This window comes from Micromonospora pisi, from assembly GCF_003633685.1.
Taxonomy (GTDB): Bacteria; Actinomycetota; Actinomycetes; order Mycobacteriales; family Micromonosporaceae; genus Micromonospora_G; species Micromonospora_G pisi.
Map to the genome: position 1 here is coordinate 1,229,491 of NZ_RBKT01000001.1, position 20,154 is coordinate 1,249,644.

A 20,154-nucleotide genomic window follows, 5' to 3' on the forward strand; every position below is an offset into this window, starting at 1 on the left:
GAGGGTGAACAGCCGGCTCCGCCTCCGTACGCCAACAGTCACTGTGCGCTCCTCCCCCGTCGAGCTGCGCATCGTCGTCTTCTTCATCACGCGATCGCCGCCCCGAGGGCGACCACGTCGGCGGGAATGCCGCCCACGCCGGGTCGCCACTGCTGCACCGGTGCGGTGTTGCCTGCGACCAGGTCCGACCAGGCCAGCGCATATATCGAGTCGTCCCCGTACGGGCTGGCGAGGTAGAGATGCCGTCCCGTCGCGCCGAGAGCCAGGCCGAACAGTTCCCGCTCCGTCGCACTGCCCGACAGACTGGTCGCACCCCGGCGCAGCAGGACGGAGCTGGTGATCGGGTTGGCGGCCGCACCGAAGACGTGCACCGTGCCGGCGTCCGCCGTACCGTCCAGGTCCTGACCGGGCGTCGCGACGGCGACCAGGAGTGTCTGGGCGGTGGCGACCTCGCCGGGTGCGGTGTTGACAACCAGCACCCGCTCGCCGAAGTAGTCGCCGTCCTCGGCGACCCCGGTCAGCCCTTCACCGCCCTGGAAGACACCGTTGACGCCGGTGGCGACAGTCGAGGTCAGGTGGTACCGATGGATCTTGCCCGCGTCGGGCTTGCCTCCGACACCATCGCCCGGTGCACCCACCACCATGAACGAGTCGGGTTGCCCAGCCGGTGCCCCGGCCGCCCGGTAGCTGGCCATCGAGACCGACTTACCAAAGTTGGCGTGGGCCCAGCCGGCCCCTCCGGTCTGGTCCTTGACCCATTTCGGTCGGCCGGAGACCAGCTCGTGGGTGTAGATGGTGACCGCCCCGGCGAACGCCGCCCCGTTCGCCGTCGTCTCGCCCGGGTGACCGGCCGCGAGGTGGTGTGCCGACGCGGTGACCGAGTAGCCGAACCGGTCGTCGGTCTCGTTGCTGTCGGTGGATCCGGCCACCGCCTGGTCCAGGGCGACGTTGACGGTGCCGCGCAGGTAGTGGACCAGGCCCGCGTCCACGGCGGTACCGAGGTCTTCACCCGGCACCCCGATCAGCAGGTACGGCTCACCCGTGGCGGTACGACCGCCGGCGACCGAGTAGCCGAACCAGTCCTCCGCCTCAAGCGCGTCAGGGGTGGCACCCACGTCCTGGTGATAGTTCAACGACGCGGGACCCGCAGCCAACCCGGTCGGGGTGCCCAGCAACACGTAGACCACGCCGACGTCGGCCAGACCGTTCAGGTCCTCGTACGGAACCCCGACCGCGAGATCCGTACAGCCGTCGTTGTTCGCGTCGTAACTGGCGATCGACGTACCGAAGCCGTCCCCGACCTCCGCCCCTCCGGAGACCTGGGAGTTGTTTTCGTGCACGGTCTGCACGTTGCCGGTGCCGCCGTAACTGACGTGGACGCGCCCGGCCCTGGCCCGCCCGTCAACCGTGGCTTCCGGATCGGCGATTGCGACGTCGGCGACCCCGTCGCCGTTGAAGTCGCTGTCCGTGCCGGCCGTGCAGCCGGCGACCGGTGGCGCGGTGACGTACACGACGATCTCGCAGAAGGACGACCAGACGTCGCTGCCGGCGACGCCGTCGGCCGCCTTCACCCGCCACTTGTACGTTCCGCCGTCGACGAAGGCGCCAGCCGGTACGGTCGCGGCGGCGGTGGCGCCCGAGGTGACACCGGTGAGGGTGGTGGAGCCGATCGGTGCGCTCGCGTTCAGCGCCCACCACTCGAAGCTGACCGACATGGCGGTGGCGTCGCCGTCGGAAACGGTGGCCCGCAACTGCGGGGTCAGCGAGTTGACCAGTGGTCGGCCGGTGCCGGTCGTACAGGTGGATGCCGGCACGGTGGCGCGGGCCGTGACGGTCGGCCAGGAGTTGTAGGTGATCGACGCCTTCGGATCCTCCGCCGCGCTGCCGCCCTCACGGGATCGGAACTGCTTGAAGCCGGTCCGCGACGTCTCGTCGGTGGCCCGGATCCCCATGCCCGCCCGGGTCTTGCCCTCGTCGGCGGCCCGTTGGAAGAAGCTCTTGCCGCTGACCGTCGCCCAGCCGTCCGCACAGTCGGTCGACCCGTACGTCGCGGTCGAGGTCGCCTCATGGTGGTTCCACGCCGGCTGGCTGCCGAAACGGGTGCTGTAGGTGGAGGTCCCGGTCGACCAGATCTCCCAGGAGGTCGGGGTGCAGGTGTCCGACCAGAAGTTCCACAGCGACACCGTCGCCGCCGTGATCTGCTTGCCGACCAGCACGGTGGTGTCCCAGGTGATGAACGACCTGGCCAGCGTCATCGGCGTGGTGGCCAGCAGACCGATCTGCAGATCCGGCTCCTGGTTCTGGTCGGTGTTCACCTGCTCCCGCACGTAGGTGTCGAACGTCGTGGTCAACGGGTTGACCGTCGGATCGATGGTCACCGGGAAGGCCGTGGAGTCACTGCGCAGCCAGGCGGGATCGGGAGTGAGAATCAGCTCCACCCCGTCGGTCCGGTTCGCCACATCGGTCCGTACCGGCTCACGCGTCTGCGGCTCACCGGTGACGGTCCTCTTCGCGTCCCACATCAGGGGCGCCGGGATCCGGGCGGTCTGCCTACCGGCCCGGTCGGTCAACGTGACCGCCCCGTCCTCGCCACGCTCCGCCGCCGCCACTCCCGGGCCGGTGAACGGGAACCGCACCTTCTCCACCCGCGCGACCGCCTCCCGGGTCTTGACCACCAGGAACTGTTCGAAGCCGGAGCGGGTCGCCTCCACGACCAGGTCGACCCCGGGCAACGCCTCGACGTAGGTGGCCCGGTGGCCCTCGAGGGTCGGTGCGGGCAGGGCACCCGCCCAGCCCATCGCGACCCGCTGGTCACCGACCCCGACCGCGGCCAGTTCGTGCTCGCCCGCGCCGCGTGCCCCGGAGATCCGCAGACCGTTGGGGTGCGCCACCGGTTGCACCGCACCGTCGGCGCCCACCCGGAGCGTCAGGTCGACCGACACCCAGTCCGCACCCCGTCGGAACCGCTGCACACCCGCGGCGAGATCGACCCGGACCTGCCCGTCGGGCAGTGCCCACACCTCCGTCGTCTCCGACGTAAGGCTCTTGACCTGTACCGACTGCCCGGTCTCGCGCGCTTTGCGCAGCGAGACCGCCTCGTCGGAACGGTTCTCCACACCACCGGTCACCCCGTCCGGACCAGCGGCAAGATAGGTAACCGGCTCACCTGTTACGGCCAGCGTCCCCACCACCGAGAGCGCGGCCAGGCCAGCAATCAGACTTGTACGGCCAGTGGCAGCCCAGGATCCAGCCACGCGCCCTCCCCCGTGTCGCTACGTGACGTCGATCGAACCTTATGGAATTAATACCTACAGCACAAGATGCCTCACACTCTGCACACGACAGAGCATCGGCCCGGTATGCAGGAACTTGCCGCGTCCTTCGCCGGGAGGCCCGGGGCCACCGTCGAGATTCGCGCTGTCGACCTCGCCGACCAGGTCGAATCCCTCCTTCGGGCAGTTCGACGCCGCCTTCCTCCGCCCACCGCTGCCGCCCGTACTCCGCAGCATCAATCTGGCGAGGGAGCCATGGGTCGCCTGTCTGCCCGCCGAAGACCCACTGGGGCGGCAGGCACCGCTCACCCTGGCCCAGCTTTCCGACCACCTGGTGGTGGACGTCCCGCCCCAGGTTCGCGCGTGGTGGGACCACTGGACGGTCAACCCCGACCCGACGGCAGACCGGTACGGTTCGGCCCACCGGTCGGGGACATCGAGGCGATGCTGCTGGCCGTCGCCCGTGGGCAGGGCATCACCTTCCTCCCCGCCGCCGGCGGGCTCTATCCCCTCCGCGCCATCGCGTAGGTCGACGTCACCGACCTGCCCATGCCCACGGCCGCCCTGGCCTGGTTCCCCACCGTCGTGTCCAGCCCGCCCTCGCCGCCCTGCTCAAGGCAACGCTGACCGTCGTGGGGCGCGGTCGCGGGGACACCGCCAGCCGGTACGTCCCCATGGTGAGCGTGACAATCCACGGGCAATCGCGACGTGCATCTTCCGCCCGATGATGTGGCGGCGAATCAGGCTGCTCCGACCGTTGTGGCTTGCGGTCGGTGCTGTCGAGGGTGACGTAGCGCAGGGTGGTGCACCGGGCCTCGATCCGGTTCAGCCAGGAACCGAACGCCAATCCGACCTCATCGCCGGCTTCTTCTCCCAGACCGGCATGACCCTTGAACCCAAACCGGCTGGCATGAACACCTCAACCTCTCAGCGTCTGTAGCTGCTCGATCGTGGAGGTTTCGGGGAGGCTCACCACCAGGTCGTAGGCGTCAAGCAGTTGTACCTCTTGGTAGGTGTCCATGACTCGGATGCGGTCGGGACCGGCCAGCCGTCCGCGCGCCTCGCGCAGATCGACTGCACGCAGCCCTGGCACCGCGGCGAACGTGGCCTCCACGCTGCCCGCCTGTGCTGGATCGAGGTCGACTCCGACGATCTCCACACCGCCTGGCCGGTCCGGGTTCGCTCGGCGGGTTACCGTACGGCCGGCGGTGCTGGTCACCGCCATCGACACGTAGTCGCCGCCCAGCCGGTTCGCCAGGTGGTGCCCCAAGGCGGACAGCGAGAACGCCGGCGTGACGACCGGTGTCCGTTGGATGTGACTGTTGTGTGCCGCGATGACGATCTTCGCGTCCGGCCCGAACCGGTCGAGCAGCCAGAACACCGTCTCGGCCATGCCGCGGTCCCGGGCGGCCACCTTAGGGTGCGACATGTCACCAGCCATTCGCGCGGCGATGCTCCGAGTCGACTGGTCCAGCAGGCAGGTCAGTCGCAGCTCGTGCCGGGCGATGTCGTACGAGTCGACGCCACTCGCCGACACGTACTCCGGTTCCAGTGCGTCGAATCGGGTCGCCAGCTCCGCGAGCGACGCCGTGATCCCGTCCCGCTCCGCTGCGGCGAGCTGGCCGTACGCCGCGTACGCCGGCAACGGGTGCTCGCCCGCGAACTTCTCCATCAGCGGGACGAGCCGATCGACGATGACCATCGCGTCGTCGTCGACCTCGCTCAGGTAACGCCTGATGTTTCGCATCGCCGGCAGCGGAGACGCTGTGGAACCCGGCACGTCGATCCCGAAAAATCGTACGGGATTCGCACCGGCTGCGTTCGTTCCCCGCATCCACTCCAGGTGCGCGCGCATCTCTGCGGAGCGCCCGAACGTGTACGTGATCCCGCCGTCGGCAATCGTTCGCAGGTCGCCCGGACCGCCGCGCACCCAGTCGTCCACGGCCAGCCCCTCGCTGAACCCGGACTCCAACCCGTACGTGTTGAAACCCAACCGCTCGACCAGGAACCGCGTCAACCGGTGCCGCAGCAGGCCGAACTCGCGTACGAGGTGAGAGTTCTCGCCGATGGCCACGACCTTGGCGTCAGCCAGCCGCGCGGCCAGCGGCTCCAGGTCGTCAAGCGGGGCTTCCGGATCCAGCGTCGCCAGGGTTATCGACTCGTCCGCAACGAACTCAAGGAATGCGTCAGGCACCCGGCGACCCTACCGGGCCAGCGCCCCGAGGCCCGACGCAGTTGGCTTCTGGTGAGTTGGCGGTGGGTCCGTAGGGACTGGCTACTTGAAACGAGGTCTGGGAAACCTCACCGTCCACGGCGTCGATCACCCGGATCCGGTGATGGAGCTGGGCCGGCTGCTGGACGTACACGTCATGCTCTTCGAACGGCCGGACCCGGCGACGCTGCTGGACCTGACCGGTGAGCTCGCCGCCGAGGTCGCGGCGCTGCTCACCGCGGCACGCCCCGGCGCGGGCCGGCGACGCGGCTGTCGGCAAGGCGCTGGCGGACTCGGCCGGGGTGGAGAACCCGGAGGAGCGGATGGTGCCGGGCCGGATCGACCCGACCGCGCTGGCCCACCTACGCACCCGACCCTGACCCCGGGGTGCGGCGTCCCGGCCGGTCGAGGCGAACCGGCCCGGACGCCGCGACGGCGGTCAGGGGGTGCCGACCGGTACGGATGCCTTCTCGAGGATCACCGGCAGCGTCTTGTGACCGTTCATGATGAACGTGCCCTGGGACTCGAGCTCCTCGGGCTTGACCGCCAGTTGCATGTCGGGGAAGCGGGCGAAGAGCGCCGGCAGGGCGATCTTCGCTTCGAGCCGGGCCAGTGGGGCGCCGACGCAGTAGTGGGTGCCGTGACCGAAGCTGAGGTGTTCCTTGTTCTCCCGCTTGATGTCCCAGTCCTCGGCGGAGTCGCCATGGACCGCGGGGTCACGGCCGATCGCGCCGTACCCCATCAGGATGGGGTCGCCCTTCGCAACGGTCACGCCGTCGAGTTCGAGGTCCTCGACCGCGAACCGCAGCGGCAGCAGGTTCAGCGGTGACTCCAGACGCAGCGTCTCCTCGATGACGTCGTCCCAGGATGCCCTGCCGTCCTCCAGCATGGCCCGCTGCTCCGGGTGGGTGAGCAGCTTGAGTACGGCGTGCGTCACGAGGTTCATCACCGTCTCCGAGCCCGCGCCCAGGGCGACGAAGAGGGTGCCGATGAGCTCGTTGTCGGTGAGTCGTTCCTCGCCCTCGGCGGTCACCAGGTCGGAGGTGAGGTCGTCGGCGGGGAACGCCCGCTTGGCGGCGATGAGTTTGCCGAACTGCTCGGTCCAGTCGCGGATGTTGGCCTCGGCCTCCTCCGGGGTGAGGGAGGAGTCCGGCGTCTTCTCGCCGCCCCGGAGGATGGCCGCGCGGTCCGCCTCCGGGACTCCGAACAGGTCACAAATGATCGTCGCCGGCAACTGGTAGGAGAAGTTGCGCTTGAGGTCCACGGTCTCGCCTGGCGGGGTCTCGGCGAGCCGGTCAAGGAGGCGCTGCACGGTGCGCTCGATGTACGGCTGCATGGAACGGACCCGCTTGGGGGTGAACGCCTTGACGATGGGCCGACGCAGGCGCTGCGCCTCGTGACCGTACGCGGTGGTCATGTTCTCCATCGTGGGCCAGCTCGCCAGCGGCCAGTCGGCGCCGATCTCACCGTCGATCCACGCCGGCCAGTGCTGGCGCGGATTCTTCGACACCTTGGGGCTGGTCAGCAACTCCATCGCCAGGTCGTGCCCGACGACGACCCAGCCCCGGACGTTACCGGGGAGTTCCACCATGGCGATGCCCGATCCCTGCTCACGCCGCCCGGCTGCGGGAGGAGCACTTCCGGACGCCGACACCGAACCAGACCGCCACGGAGCTGGAGCGCCTGGCGGCGCAGCGGGCGTGAGGTCGGGGTCCGTCGCACCGGGATGTCGATTCCGCGCCGCCCGCTCCGATCTCTGTTGAGTGGGACCGGCCGGTGGTCCCGATGGCAGGAGGAGAGGGTCGCATGCCGATCGACAGGAACCACGTGTCCGACAACCTTCGACCCGACATGGTCGGGACCGACGGGCCCACGCCCGATCCACCCGAGCGGGATCCCCGCCGCTGGAAGGCGCTGATCCTGCTCTGCATGACCGGCTTCATGGTCATCCTGGACTCGCAGATCGTGATCCTGGCGCTGCCCTCGATCGAACGCGACCTCGCCGTCTCCGCCAGCGCGAGCCAGTGGGTGCTCAGCGCCTACATGCTCGCCTTCGGCGGCCTGCTGCTGTTCGGCGGCCGGCTGGCCGACCTGCGTGGCCGGCGGCTGATGTTCATCGTCGGGACGGCGTTGTTCCTGGTGTCGTCGCTGCTGTGCGGCCTCGCCTGGTCGATGGGCGTCCTGATCGCCGGCCGGGTGGTGCAGGGCGTTTCCGCCGCCCTGCTGGCGCCGACCGCGCTGGCGATCCTGATGACCATGTTCCCAGAGGGCCCCGAACGCAACAAGGCACTCGCGTTCTGGTCCGGCGTCGGCGGGATCGGCGCCACGTCGGCGCTGCTGATCGGCGGCCCGATCACCGACACCCTCGGCTGGCAGTGGATCTTCTTCATCAACGTACCGGTGGCGATCGGCATGCTGGTGTTCGCCCCGATTTTGCTGCTGGAGAGCCGCAACGACGGCCCACGCGCCTACGACCCGGCCGGAGCGCTCACCAGCACCCTGGGACTGGTGCTGCTGACCGGTGCGATCGTCTGGGCACCCACTCGGGGCTGGGCCAGCGGGGCGGTCCTGGGCATGCTGCTCGGCGCGGTGCTGCTGCTCGGTCTGTTCGTCGTCATCGAACGCCGATCCGCCGCGCCACTGCTGCCGCTGCGGATCTTCCAGTCCCGGCTCTTCGTCGGCGGCAACCTGGCCATGATCCTGTTCGCCATGACCACCCTGGGCATGTCGGTGTCCGTCACGGCGTACGCGCAGCGGGTGCTGGGCTACACGTCGATGGAGTTCGGCCTCGGCATGATCGCGATGACCCTGATGACCCTGGTCGGTGCCTGGGCCGGTCAGGCGGGGGTGACCAAGGTCGGATTCCGCCCGGTGGCCGCTGCGGCAGCCGTCCTGATGGGACTCGGCGCGTTCCTGCTGTCACAGGTGTCGGTCCAGGGCACCTACTTCGGTGATCTGTTCCCGGGCCTGCTCGTCTTCGGCCTCGGCCTCGGTGCGGGACCCGTGGCGGCAATCTCCGCGGCACTGTCCTCGGTCGAGCCGGATGTCACCGGCGTGGCCTCGGGCGCCACCAACTCGGGCTTCCAGATCGGTGGTGCGCTGGGCGCCGCGTTGATCTCCGCCGTGGTCGTCTCCCGGGGCGGGGACTCGACCGCGCCGGAACAGATGACCGAGGGCTTCCGCGCGGGCTTCGCCGCCGACCTCGTCATCGCCCTGGCCTGCCTGATTGTCGCGCTCACCCTGCTGCGGCCCCTGACCCGGCAGAGCTCCGGCGACGGTGCGGCCGTCGACCCGACCGAGGCGCGACGACGTTGAGACCGATCACGACACCGGGACGGCCGAGGAGGCAGTGGTGAGGGAAGTACCACGACGTGAACTTCTGACCGGTGCGGCGATGACCGGTGCGGCGGTCGCCGTCGGATCGGCCCTACCCGCGAGTGCGGCCACCGGCCCGGCGGGACCGGTGAACCCGCACCTGGCACCGTTCGGTCCGGTCGCCATCGGCACCGCCGACGCGCGCTACGACAGTCTGGTGACCGCGCACAATCAGCGCTTCCGGGGCAACCCGGCGACCATCCACGTGGTCGGCGCGACCGAGCAGGTCCGCCAGGTGGTCGGCGAGGCGGTCGCGGCAGGCGGGCGGATCGCCGTACGCAGCGGCGGACACTGCCTCGAGAACTTCACCGGCTCGCCCGAGGTGGATACTCTCGTCGACCTGTCACAGCTGTCCGACGTTCACTACGACGTCAACCGGCGTGCCTTCGCGGTGGGCGTCGGGGCGACGCTGGGCAAGGTGTACGGCACCCTCTTCCGGGGCTGGGGGGTCACGCTGCCGGGCGGCACCTGTCCCGCGGTCGGGGTGGGCGGCCACATCGCCGGCGGCGGGTACGGTCTGCTGTCACGCCGGTACGGCATGGCCGCCGACCACCTGTACGCCGTCGAGGCCGTGCTGGTCGACGGGTCCTCTTCGTCGGCGGCGGGGACGACGTACCCGACGGCGAGCGGCTGATGGCCGCGCACGCGGAGGAGATGATCGCCGGTGCCGGGGTACGCCCCGTCTTCGACGGGTCCGAGAGCGCTCCGTTCCTCAGCGAGAGCAACTGGATCACCGAACCGGCCGGTCGGTCGAAGAACAAATTCGCGGATCTGCGCAGGGGTTTCACCGGCGGCCAGATCGCGACGATCTACCAGCAGCTCACCCGCACCGACTACGTGAACCCGGCCGCCGCGGTGAGCCTGTCCACCTTCGGCGGACAGGTCAACGCGGTGCCGCCCGACGCGACGGCGACCGCGGCGCGCGACACGGTCGTGCGGGCCTACTTCACCCCCGGGCACTGGACCTCCCCGGCCGACGACGCCCTGCACATCGGCTGGATCAGAGAGTTCTACCGGGCCGTCTTCGCCGACACCGGCGGGGTGCCGGTGCCCGGCCCGGTCACCGCCGGCAGCTACATCAACTATCCCGACGTCGACCTGGCCGACCCCGGGTGGAACACCTCGGGCGTGTCCTGGGAGACGCTCTACTACAAGGGCAACTACGCCCGCCTCCAACAGATCAAGCGACGCTACGACCCGCGCGACGTGTTCCGGCACGCGCTCTCGATCAGGCTCCCGGGGTAGCCGGCGTCCCGGTCACCGGCCTTCCCGGACCAGTCGTGCCGCGCGTCTGTGCAGGTAGTGCTGTTCGGGAAGGCTGGTGGTCAGGCGGGCGGCCCGTCGATAGGACGCCAGGGCGGCCGACCGGTCACCGGCGAGTTCCAGCAGGTGTGCGCGGACCGCGTGCAGGCGGTGGTGACCCGCCAGCCGGTCGTCAGCGACCAGCGGTTCCAACAGGTCCAGCCCGGCGCCGGGACCGTGCACCATCGCGACCGCGACGCTGTGGCTGAGCGTGACCATGGGATTCGGCGCCACCTTCTCCAGCAGCCGGTACAGCTCCACGATCTGCGGCCAGTCGGTCTCCTCGGCCCGCACGGCCTCGCTGTGCACGGCGGCGATCGCCGCCTGGAGCTGGTACGGCCCCATCGGGGCCTCGGAGAGCGCCCGGGTGATCAGCGCGACCCCCTCCGCGATGAACTCCCGGTGCCACAGGGTGCGGTCCTGCTCGGCCAGCGGGACCAGGCTGCCGTCGCGTCGCGTCCGCGCCGGCCGTCGCGCATCGGTCAGCAGCATCAACGCCAGCAGGCCGGTGACCTCGCCGTCGCCGGGCAACGCCCGGTGAACGACCCGGGTCAGCCGGATCGCCTCCCCGGTCAGGTCGGCGCGGTGCAGGTCCGCCCCCGAGGTCGCGGTGTAGCCCTCGTTGAAGATCAGGTACAGCACGTGCAGGACGACCCGGAGCCGCTCGGACCGCTCCGGCTCGGGCGGCATCCGGAACGTGGCACCGGCCGCCCGGATGCGCTGCCGGGCACGGCTGATGCGCTGCGCCATGGTCGTCTCGACGGTCAGGAAGGCGCGCGCGATCTCTGCCGTGGTCAACCCGCCCACCGCCCGCAGGGTGAGCGCCACCTGCGACGCCGGGGTGAGACTCGGATGACAGCAGAGCAGCAGCAGGATCAGGGTGTCGTCCGCGTCCCGCCGTTCGGCGTCCGCCGCCGGCGCGATCAACTCGTCCGGCGGGGTACGTGCGTAGATCCGCTCCTCGCGTTGCCGACCGGCCTGCTCACTGCGCAACTGGTCGGTCATCCGGCGTGAGCCGACCCGGATCAGCCAACCGGCCGGGCTGTCCGGCACACCGCGCTCGGGCCACTGCGTGGCGGCGGCCAGCAGTGCCTCCTGGACCGCGTCCTCGGCGGTCTCGAAGTTCCCGTGATGACGTACCAGCGCGGCGAGGACCTGCGGCGTCAGGCGACGCAGCAGGTCCTCGATGGCGGAACCGCCGTTCACATTTCCTGGCCGGACATGCCCATGATCGGAAGCACCTCCACCGCGGCGAACCGGGCATCGGGAATCCGCGCGGCGATTTCCACGGCCCGCTGCACGTCCTCGCAGTCCACCACCAGGTAGCCGGCCAACTGCTCCTTCGCCTCCTGGTACGGGCCGTCCGTGGTGACGGGGAGGTTGTCGCGCACCCGAACGGTACGGGTGTTCAGCGGGTCGGCCAGGGCCGCGGCCACCAGCAGCTCACCGGACTCGCTGATCTCCCGATGCAGGTCCTCGGACTGCCGGGTCAGTGCCTCGCGCTCGGCGGCCGGCATCGCCAGAAACTCCGGATTGCGCAGGAACATGGGGTGCTCCCAGTTCTCCGGGTTGCTGTAGATCAGAAGCAGATACTTCACCTGGCCCCCTCTCGGCACCACGATACCGGCAGTCGGGTCGATTCCGGTCAGGCCGAGGGTCCGGCGACGCCGACCACATTCCCCTCGGGGTCGGTGAAATGCCCGACGGTGAAGTCCCCGGACGCCGGCTCCGGACCCATCAGACGCTTGCCGCCCAGGCTCTCCGCCTTCTGCAACGCCTGCTCGACGTCGGGTACGCCCACGTAGAACATCACCCGGCGCTCGTACCCCTCGCCTCCGCAGACGCCGCCGTTGATGCCGTTCCCGTCGCCGGTCGTGCTGCCGTCGACGAAGTGGTAGTTGCCCGGCGCCGAGACCTTCTCGCTGGCCGCGTCACCGCTGTTGAACTCCCAGTCGAACAGTCCGCCGTAGTAGTCGCGCAGCGTACCGGGAGCGGTTCCAATGATCTCGAAATGCACCACGGGCATGCCCATGCTCGGTCCTCTTCTCGGCTCGTCGGGCACCAGGGTCGGTCCCCTCTGTGCAGAGGTCGGAGCGGATGGGGCCGGGATCGACATCCGGCCCGAAAAAATCGCGGCGGCAGCACCCCGGCGGGCCGCCGCCGCCCGGGGTGTCCGACACCGGGCCGCGACCGGACCGAAAGACTTTTCTTCACCATTGCTGAATTCGGCCACGCGTGCCCTTCCGCCTTGTCCCGCACCGGTTCGGCAGCCTAGCGTGGACTTCTGTGCACAGCTGTCAGGTAAAGCGCGCTCTTCCCACCACCGACAGCAACCGCCGTCGACACTGAGAGTTTCCAAAGCAAAGTCGACGCGTACGTCGACCGGCTCGGCTGGAACGTGGATGCCGACGCGGCGGGACGGAAGACTCTCGCCGCCGGATGCGGCTCGCCCGCCTACGCGGCATGACTCCTTGAATCGATCACGGGACATGTTGGTCCCCGATGAAACCCTAAGCAAGCCGGAACCCATGGCACCGCCTACGGAACGGCGTACGGTCAGCCGTTGTGCCGGGGCACCACCCGGTGCACCGTGGTCAACACCAGCGCCATCATCAGGCTGGCCGTACCGGCGATCCCCACCGCGCCACCGAAGTAGGCGTCGAAGAGTCGGGGCCGGTTGAGTTCGTCGACCGGGATCATCAGCACCTCGTCGGTCGACCGCAACGCGTACGCGGCGACGCCGAGAAGTCCGAGCCCGACCAGCCCGAGCAGCGTCACGATCCCCCGGTGCGCGTCCGCCCGCTCCACCTGCGCCTGCTCGCCCTGGGTGAGCACGAGCAGGATTCCCGCGCCCGCCGCCCAGGCACCGGCGATCAGCAGTGAAGCGATCGCGTCGCTGGGCCGGTGCCAACCGGCGGAGAGGGTGGCGACCCCGGCGAGCGCGGTGTACCCGACGGCGATCACCGCGCCCCAGGCGCGGACCTTGGGTGGCAGCACCAGGACCAGCGCGAGGGCGACCGACGCGGCGATGGTGGTGTGTCCGCTGGGCAGGCTGTTGCCGGCGGCGGCCCGTTCCGGGTCGACGCCGAAGTCCGGGCGGTGGATGAGGTACTTCAGTACCTGGGTGGTGACGTTGGCCCCGGCGACCAGTAGGGTCGCCACAATCGCCAGCAGCATCCGACGCCGGATCAGCGCGATGAAGCCGATCACGGTGGTCGCGGCGAGCAGGGAGACCACCGACATGGCGTTGAGGACGGTGCCGACCAGTCCGTCGATCCGGTCCCGGCCGATGCTGTTCCCGGTCAGCGCGATGGTGTCCAGCAGCTGACCGTGTTCGGTGCGTACGGCGAAGCGCCAGAGCAGGACGAACGCCACCACCTGGACCGCGGCCAGCAGCACCAGCCAGACCACCGTCAACGCCGTTTTCCGCCCCTGCATCCGGACACGGTAACGAACCCCGAATTCGGGGCAAGTCGGCGGGCGACCCGCCGATCGTCGCACACATCCCGACCGGCGCGTCGGCATCAGGACGGCCCTGCGCCGGGCCGTAAGTTAGGCTCCCCTAAGACGACTGGAGGTGGTGGATGGCGCCCGACCGGGACCGCCCGGAATCCCTCGCCGACCTGCTCGGCGGGCGGCGCGGCGGGTGGGATGCGACCGTTGCGCCGGTCGCGTTCGGTGCCGGGTGGCTGATCGGCGGCGGCTCGGTCTGGTACGGCGTCATCGCCGCCCTCGTGTGCGGTGTCGCGGTCGCCGGGTGGCGCCTGCGCCGCGGCGACCGCCCCGGTTCGGTCCTCGTCGGTCTGCTCGCCGTCTGTCTCGCCGCCCTGGTCGTGCTCCGCACCGGACGGGCAAGTGACTTCTTCCTGCTGCAACTGGTCTCGAACGCGGCGAGTGCGCTCGCCTGGCTGGTCAGCATCGTGTTGCGCTGGCCGCTGCTCGGCGTGGTGGTCGGCACCCTGCTCGGCCAGCGTGGGCGGTGGCGGCGTGACCCGGACCTGTTGCGGGCCTACCGCCGGGGCAGTTGGGTCTGGGTCTGCCAGTACGCCATCCGGTTGGCCGTGTTCCTCCCGCTCTACGCCGCCGATCAGGTGGTCGCCCTGGTCGCCGCCCGGGTGGTGCTGACCTGGCCGCTGGTCGCCGCGTGCGTGGCGGTGAGTTGGTGGGTGATCCGACGGACACTGCCACCTGGCCATCCGGGGCTGCGGCATCCAGCCGAACGCGTGGTCACCGGGCCGTAGAAAGTGGCCGACGGGGCGCGGGAAGTAAGCGGAGAGGCCGCCACGGGGGGAGCGGCCTCTCCGTAGCAAGACGGTACCTCGCGCGACGGCCGCGCGCGACCCGGGAAAGCGCTGCCTGAAAAGGATTCATCCGTACGGCACGTGGAGCCGGGCGAGTGACACCGTGGTGCCACCCGCCCGGTGGTCGTGAGCCGGCTGTTACGCCGGGGTGGTGAGCCGGCCGGTCCGCTGCGTTGTCCGAGCCGACCGGCTCACCACTGGTTGGCCTGACCGTGGGAATCAGGCCGATCGAGGAGGGTCAGCCGTTCGGGAAGAGGTTGCCGAAGTCGGCGAACGCCATCGCGATGTCGGACTGGGCCCAGAACCGGTGGTAGTTGAAACTTGGTGCCGCCCCACCGTCGAGGTACGCCTGGACCTTCGGCCAGTCCGGGTCGTCGCGGTAGAACGAGCGGATGTCGACGAAGCTCTTGCCCGGGGCGATCGCGTCACCGTTGGGCATCTCCCCGGACCAGTTCGGCGGCAGGTAGAGGCCCTGCCCGGTGGAGGCGTTGTAGACGTCGTCGAACCGCTGGTAGTCGGCCCGGGTCTCGGTGGTCGAGATGCCCTTCGGTTCGGCGTGCGCGTACATGGCGTCGAGCAGGCCCTTGGCGGTGTTCTTCGCCGCCGCGTTGCCGGACTTGGCCGCGTACCACATCAGGGTCCGGGCGTACGCCGCCCCGACGCCGACGTCGGTGCCGTGGCTGATCACCTCGACGTGCAGGTTGTTGTTGGTCGTCGGCGGGTTGGTCCAGGTGTTCGGGGCGCCGGTCCAGCGCATGTCGGACGGGATCTGGAAGTTCCCACCGGTGCCGATGGTGGTGTTGGCGATCGCCCACGGCACCCACTTGTCCAGGATGGCCTTGGCCTTCTCGTTGCCGGTCACGTAGTACAACTCGGCGACCCGTTGCAGGGACCAGACCTGCATACCGAACCACTGGTTGCTGCCCGGGTCCTCGTAGACCGGGTGGTCGTCGTAGAACATGCCGTAGAAGGTCGGCGTACCCGACGGCGGCTGGGCGTACGAGCCGTTCCAGCTGTTCGTCGCGCCGCCGGCGATGCCGCCCTCGGACGACTGCAACCACTGGTAGAACTCCAACTGCCGGTTCATGCTGTTGGTCCAGTCCGCGACCGCGGTCGCCGAGCGGGGCCGCAGCTCCGGTACGTTCGTCAGCGCCCAGGCGGTGAACGGGTTCTGGTAGCCGAAGTGGTTGTGGCTGGAGCCGATCCGCCAGGACCAGCCGGCCGCCGGGTCGGTGGCGCCGCCCCAGGCGTAGTACCACGACAGCAGGTAGTGCGCGGAGTCCTTGCCGGTGCCGGCCGGGCAGGTGCTCGCGCCGACGCAGTTGCCGATCTTCTTGAAGTACTTGTCGAACATGGCGTACCGCAGGTAGTCGCCCATCTTGGCGGCCTTGGTCACGGTGGCCGCCACGTCGGCCTGCTTGCCCTGCTCCTTGGCCCAGGTCAGGGCCCAGTACGCGGCCTGGATGGCGCGGGCGTCGGCGTCCGGGGCGTTGGTGTACTTCCACTGCTTGGCCGGGCTGTTCGGGTCACCGATGGAGATGTCCAGGTAGCCGTTGGGGCCGCCGTGGGCGAACGTGTCGCAGGACGGCTGCGGCACCGTCTCCCAGACCGACTCCTGCGGGCCCCGCTGGAAGGTGTTGATGTACGCCGGACGGGTGGTGCCGTCGCCGCAGCGGCCGAAGCCGTACGTGTTGTCGACGTCGAGCAGCCAGTGCATGCCGTAGATGTCGCCGGTGCCGTACGTCGACTGGAGTTCGTTGCGCAGCGGGTCGGTGCCGACCGGTACCGACGGCTGAAGCTGCGACGGGTACTGGCTGGGCAGGTTGTACTCGGCCGCGTACTGCGGGGTGCCGGCGACTCCGGCGGTCGCCTGGTCGTTGTGCGACGGGATGATGTAGCGCTCCATCACGGTCCAGGCGTTGTTGAACGGCGCCCAGTTCTGGGTGGCGCGGCCGTACTGCGCCTCGAGCCAGATCCAGAAGCTGAACGCCTCCGAGGTGGTCTCGTGCCCGTGGTCGGGCGCCTCGACGATCAGCGTCTCGATCGAGTGGTACGGCACGCCCTCGGGGCTGAAGTAGCCCGAGTTCTTGATCTTGCCGTACTGCTCCAGGAAGCGCGCGGTGTAGATGTTGTCGCCGCCACCCGGTGTGTCGTTGTCGATCTCGGTGGCGACGATCGACAGTGGGGCGTAACCGGTGGCGGAGGCGGTGAGGGTGGCGGTGCCACCGGCGGTGTCGGTGTCCTCCGCCGCGGCCACGGCGAGGTTGACCCCGGTGTTCCAGTTCGCCGTGGTGAGCGTCGCGGAGGCGGGCGTCACGGTGACGTCGGTGTCACCGGTACGGGCGATGGTGACCGGTACGTTGCCCGACGGCGCGGCGCTCAGCCGCAGGTTCACCGAGGCGGTGCTCCCCTCGGTGACGTTTACCGAGGTCGGGGTCGCCACCAGCACCGGCCCGCTGCCGGGGGTGACGGTGAAGGCCCGTTCCGCCGTCGCGGTCAGGTTCGCGTTGTCGTACGCCCGGGCCTGGACGGTGTAGCTGCCGGCCGGCTGGTCCTCCAGCAGATAGCTGTACGGCGCCGTGGTGTCGGTGTTCACCAGCAGCCCGTTGCGGTAGAACTCGACCCGGGCGATGGTGCCGTCCGGGTCGCTCGCGGTGGCGGTGAGCGGCACGTCGGCCGGGGCCACGAACGGGCCGGCCGGGACGCTCAGGCTCACCGTCGGCGGCTGGGGCGTACTGGTGCCGCCACAGGTCACCCCGTTGACCGAGAACGAGGTGGGCTTGGCGTTGGTGCCGGAGAAGGAACCGTTGAAACCGATGTTGGTGGAGGCGCCGGTGGCCAGGTTGCCGTTCCAGGACATGCTGGTGGCGGTCACCTGGTTGCCCGACTGGGTCCAGTTGGCCGACCAGCCCTGGGTGACCCGCTGGTTGCCGGGGAAGGCGAAGCGCAGGGTCCAGCCGTTGACCGGGTCGCCGGTGTTGCGGATCGTGACGCTGGCGGAGAACCCGTTGTTCCAGTCATTGGTCGCGTAGACCACGTCGCAGGCCGGGGCCGCCTGGGCGGCGCCGGGAGCGACGACCACGCCGAGCGCTGCAAGCACACCGGTGGCGAGGATCGCCACCCGGCGTCTTCTTGCGATGAGTTTCATTTCCTGACTTCTCCTCGCGGGCCAGGCCGGGGCGTTGCCGCCTCGGCTGGGCGCCTTCGTGCGCGGGTGTGGATGGTGGGGCCGCACGTGGGGTGGAAGGCGCCGGGAAGGTGGTCGACCCGTCCCGGACCGGGGTCGGCGATCGACGACAGAGCGCCGGACGTGGCGACTCTGGTCGGTGCTGGGCGCCGTACCGAAAATGTCGGATGCCCTCGGCGGCCCGCGGTCGGCGTGGCTCCCGCTCCGCGATAATTCGACAGTCTTGCATGGGAGCGCTCCCGCAGCAAGCAGGAAGCCTGCCAGATCCATTTAGGACAGGCTCCCGATCGGACTGACCTGCATCGAGGATGATCGAGATATGCACAGTGGCGTTACATCGACGTTGGTCTGATGTTTCGATCTTATTTTGGGTCTTTCACAAACTCGTGACGCGGGATACAGTCCAATCAACGTCGATGGGAGCGCTTCCATCGATAGCCATGCAAGTGTTCGACCTTATCAACGCGCCGCCCTTGCCCAGGGCGACGCGGACCGCTCAGCCGTGGGGCTGACGGTGGGCCAGCCCGGACTCCACCGCCAGCCGACTCACCACCGTCGAGAGGAGGTGGAACCAGAGCCACTCGCGTGGCCCGGCTCCCGCGCGACACGCACGACCTGGACGCCAATTCCGTTCGTGCGTGTGCAACTGATGGTGGGGACGGGGGTTGCCCTCCCCGTCCCCACGCTATACCCCCTTTTGCGAGGGGGAAATAGGTCGACAGGACAGGCGCCCCGCGCCGCCCGGTCGACCTGTTGCGTGCCTGGCGCCAAACACAGTCAGCCCACCCCCGGGGACTGGCGACAATGTGGTCACCGGTACGTGGGGCGCGGGCGACGGACGAGGTCCCACCCGAAAGTCTCTCGCCAGCCGAACAACCCATACGCAACTACCTGGGCAGCCGCTACCTTGTGATGGGAGCGCTCCCGACGCGATGCGCGGATGGGCCCCCACACACAAGGAGACAAGCCATATGTCCGTACTGACCCGGCGCCACCTGCTGCGCCGCGCCGCGCTCTCCGCCAGCGCCGCCACCGCCTCCCGGGTGGGCGCGGGCGCGGCGACAACGGCAGCCGTCGCGGCGAGCGCCGCCCTGGGCGGTTGCGAAACCGGCTCCGACCCCGACTCCGACCCGAACCGGGTGCCAGATCCGGAGCATCGGCTCGGGCTGCGGTTCCCGGACGGTTTCGGCTGGGGCGCGGCAACCTCGGCGTACCAGATCGAGGGAGCGGCCAAGGACGACGGCCGGGGCGAGTCGGTATGGGACACCTTCAGCCACACCCCGGGACGGACCCGGGGCGGGGACACCGGCGACGTCGCCGCCGACCACTACCACCGCTACGAGGCGGATCTCGACCTGATGCGGGAGCTCGGGCTGCGGACGTACCGTTTCTCCATCTCCTGGTCCCGGATCCAGGCCGACGGCACCGGCGCGCCCAACCAACGCGGACTCGATTTCTACCGACGGCTGGTCGACGGGCTGCTGGCCCGCGACATCGCCCCGATGGCCACCCTCTTCCACTGGGACCTGCCCCAGTCGCTGCAGGACGGCGGCGGCTGGGAATCGCGCGACGTCGCCTACCGCTTCGCGGACTACGCCGACCACGTGTTCCGGGCCCTCGGCGAGAACGTACCGGTCTGGCTGACCATCAACGAGCCGAAGACCGTGGTGCAGAACGGCTACCTGCACGGCCACCACGCCCCCGGACACCGCGACCCCGGCGCGGCCTACCTCGTCGCCCACCATCTGCAACTCGCCCACGGACTCGCCGTCGCCGCGCTACGGGCCACCGGCAACAGCAGCCGGATCGGCCCGGCGCTCAACCTGCACCCGTGCTACCCCGCCGTCGAGGGCGCCGAGGCAGCCGCCGCCACCAGGCTCTACGACGGGTACGAGAACCGGCTCTACCTGGACTCGATCTTCAAGGGCAGCTACCCCACCGACGTGCTCGACGACCTCGGCCCACAGAGCCGGATGGTCCGGGCGATCCACGACGGCGACCTGAAAATCATCTCCGCCCCGGTCGACCTGCTCGCGGTGCAGTACTACACCCCGATCTACGTCACGCCCGGCGGTGGCACGGAACACAAATGGCCCACCTCCGAGGCGAACTGGCAGCAGATCTACCCCGACGGAATGTACGACATCCTGACCCGGGTACACCGCGAATACGGCGACCTGCCGCTCACCATCACCGAGAACGGACTGCCCACACCGGACACCCTCAACGGTGACACGGTCGACGACCCGGGCCGGATCGCGTTCCTGCGCGACCACATGGCCGCCGCCCACCGGGCGATCAGGGACGGGGTGCCGCTGGAGAGCTACCACGTCTGGTCGCTGATGGACAACTTCGAATGGGCCGAAGGGTACGACCAACGCTGGGGCCTGATCTACGTCGACTACCCGACCCAACGGCGCGTTCTCAAGCGCAGCGCCCACTGGTACCGGAGGGTCATCGCCGACAACGGTGTCTGACGGCGATCCCGCGTCGGCTCGCGCCCGG

Annotated in this window: 14 protein-coding genes and 2 pseudogenes; 8 read left to right on the forward strand and 8 right to left on the reverse strand. The window is 69.6% G+C overall.

Going from position 1 to position 20,154, the window contains the following annotated elements; all coding sequences use genetic code 11:
* Window positions 1–86: 86 nt before the first annotated feature.
* The gene (locus BDK92_RS04750) at window positions 87–3,254 is read right to left on the reverse strand and encodes a DNRLRE domain-containing protein (protein ID WP_121154943.1); all 3,168 of its coding nucleotides are present in this window, start codon (window positions 3,252–3,254) and stop codon (window positions 87–89) included.
* A gap of 22 nt (window positions 3,255–3,276) precedes the next feature.
* On the opposite strand from BDK92_RS04750, the pseudogene BDK92_RS41085 reads away from it, so the two are divergent.
* Both BDK92_RS41085 and BDK92_RS40120 read left to right on the forward strand, forming a co-directional pair.
* Window positions 3,277–3,591: pseudogene (locus BDK92_RS41085) on the forward strand (hypothetical protein); the annotation flags it as partial.
* Between the two features lie 44 nt (window positions 3,592–3,635).
* On the forward strand, window positions 3,636–3,800 hold the full coding sequence (locus tag BDK92_RS40120; protein WP_246016816.1) for a hypothetical protein: 165 nt from the start codon (window positions 3,636–3,638) through the stop codon (window positions 3,798–3,800).
* Between the two features lie 391 nt (window positions 3,801–4,191).
* Here BDK92_RS40120 and BDK92_RS04760 read toward each other — a convergent pair whose 3' ends face one another.
* Window positions 4,192–5,466, reverse strand: a complete 1,275-nt coding sequence (locus BDK92_RS04760; RefSeq protein WP_121154945.1) for an erythromycin esterase family protein — start codon at window positions 5,464–5,466, stop codon at window positions 4,192–4,194.
* Window positions 5,467–5,524: 58 nt separating this feature from the next.
* Between BDK92_RS04760 and BDK92_RS40985 the strand changes: the two are divergent.
* A pseudogene (locus tag BDK92_RS40985) lies at window positions 5,525–5,864 on the forward strand (DUF1028 domain-containing protein); the annotation flags it as partial.
* Between the two features lie 59 nt (window positions 5,865–5,923).
* Here the strand turns inward: BDK92_RS40985 and BDK92_RS04770 are convergent.
* On the reverse strand, window positions 5,924–7,075 hold the full coding sequence (locus tag BDK92_RS04770; protein WP_121154948.1) for a cytochrome P450 family protein: 1,152 nt from the start codon (window positions 7,073–7,075) through the stop codon (window positions 5,924–5,926).
* 215 nt (window positions 7,076–7,290) lie between these two features.
* On the opposite strand from BDK92_RS04770, the gene BDK92_RS04775 reads away from it, so the two are divergent.
* From BDK92_RS04775 to BDK92_RS40135, 3 genes are read left to right on the forward strand one after another with little or no spacing between them, the layout of a single operon-like run.
* Window positions 7,291–8,799, forward strand: coding sequence for an MFS transporter (locus BDK92_RS04775; RefSeq protein WP_246016820.1), 1,509 nt, complete (start codon window positions 7,291–7,293; stop codon window positions 8,797–8,799).
* Window positions 8,800–8,836: 37 nt separating this feature from the next.
* Window positions 8,837–9,493: an FAD-binding protein gene (locus BDK92_RS40130; protein WP_246016821.1), complete on the forward strand. Its 657-nt coding sequence runs from the start codon at window positions 8,837–8,839 to the stop codon at window positions 9,491–9,493.
* Window positions 9,493–10,104, forward strand: coding sequence for a BBE domain-containing protein (locus tag BDK92_RS40135; RefSeq protein ID WP_246016823.1), 612 nt, complete (start codon window positions 9,493–9,495; stop codon window positions 10,102–10,104). The genes BDK92_RS40130 and BDK92_RS40135 overlap by 1 nt, the downstream gene beginning before the upstream one ends.
* Window positions 10,105–10,116: 12 nt before the next feature.
* Here BDK92_RS40135 and BDK92_RS04785 read toward each other — a convergent pair whose 3' ends face one another.
* From BDK92_RS04785 to BDK92_RS04800, 4 genes are all read right to left on the reverse strand, one after another.
* Complete coding sequence (locus tag BDK92_RS04785) at window positions 10,117–11,367, reverse strand: RNA polymerase sigma factor (RefSeq protein WP_121154950.1); 1,251 nt, start codon at window positions 11,365–11,367, stop codon at window positions 10,117–10,119.
* Window positions 11,364–11,759 (reverse strand): YciI family protein, encoded by a 396-nt coding sequence (locus BDK92_RS04790; RefSeq protein WP_121154952.1) that lies wholly within the window; start codon window positions 11,757–11,759, stop codon window positions 11,364–11,366. The genes BDK92_RS04785 and BDK92_RS04790 overlap by 4 nt, the downstream gene beginning before the upstream one ends.
* A gap of 47 nt (window positions 11,760–11,806) precedes the next feature.
* Window positions 11,807–12,193, reverse strand: coding sequence for a VOC family protein (locus BDK92_RS04795; protein ID WP_121154955.1), 387 nt, complete (start codon window positions 12,191–12,193; stop codon window positions 11,807–11,809).
* Window positions 12,194–12,717: 524 nt separating this feature from the next.
* Window positions 12,718–13,599 (reverse strand): phosphatase PAP2 family protein, encoded by an 882-nt coding sequence (locus BDK92_RS04800; protein ID WP_121154957.1) that lies wholly within the window; start codon window positions 13,597–13,599, stop codon window positions 12,718–12,720.
* Between the two features lie 146 nt (window positions 13,600–13,745).
* On the opposite strand from BDK92_RS04800, the gene BDK92_RS04805 reads away from it, so the two are divergent.
* On the forward strand, window positions 13,746–14,402 hold the full coding sequence (locus BDK92_RS04805; protein WP_121154959.1) for a DUF3159 domain-containing protein: 657 nt from the start codon (window positions 13,746–13,748) through the stop codon (window positions 14,400–14,402).
* 298 nt (window positions 14,403–14,700) lie between these two features.
* On the opposite strand, the gene BDK92_RS04810 is transcribed toward BDK92_RS04805, so the two are convergent.
* Entirely contained in the window at window positions 14,701–17,610 is a 2,910-nt protein-coding gene (locus BDK92_RS04810) for a glycoside hydrolase family 48 protein (RefSeq protein ID WP_121154961.1), read from the reverse strand.
* Between the two features lie 1,010 nt (window positions 17,611–18,620).
* On the opposite strand from BDK92_RS04810, the gene BDK92_RS04815 reads away from it, so the two are divergent.
* Window positions 18,621–20,126: a GH1 family beta-glucosidase gene (locus BDK92_RS04815; protein WP_121154963.1), complete on the forward strand. Its 1,506-nt coding sequence runs from the start codon at window positions 18,621–18,623 to the stop codon at window positions 20,124–20,126.
* Window positions 20,127–20,154: the final 28 nt, after the last annotated feature.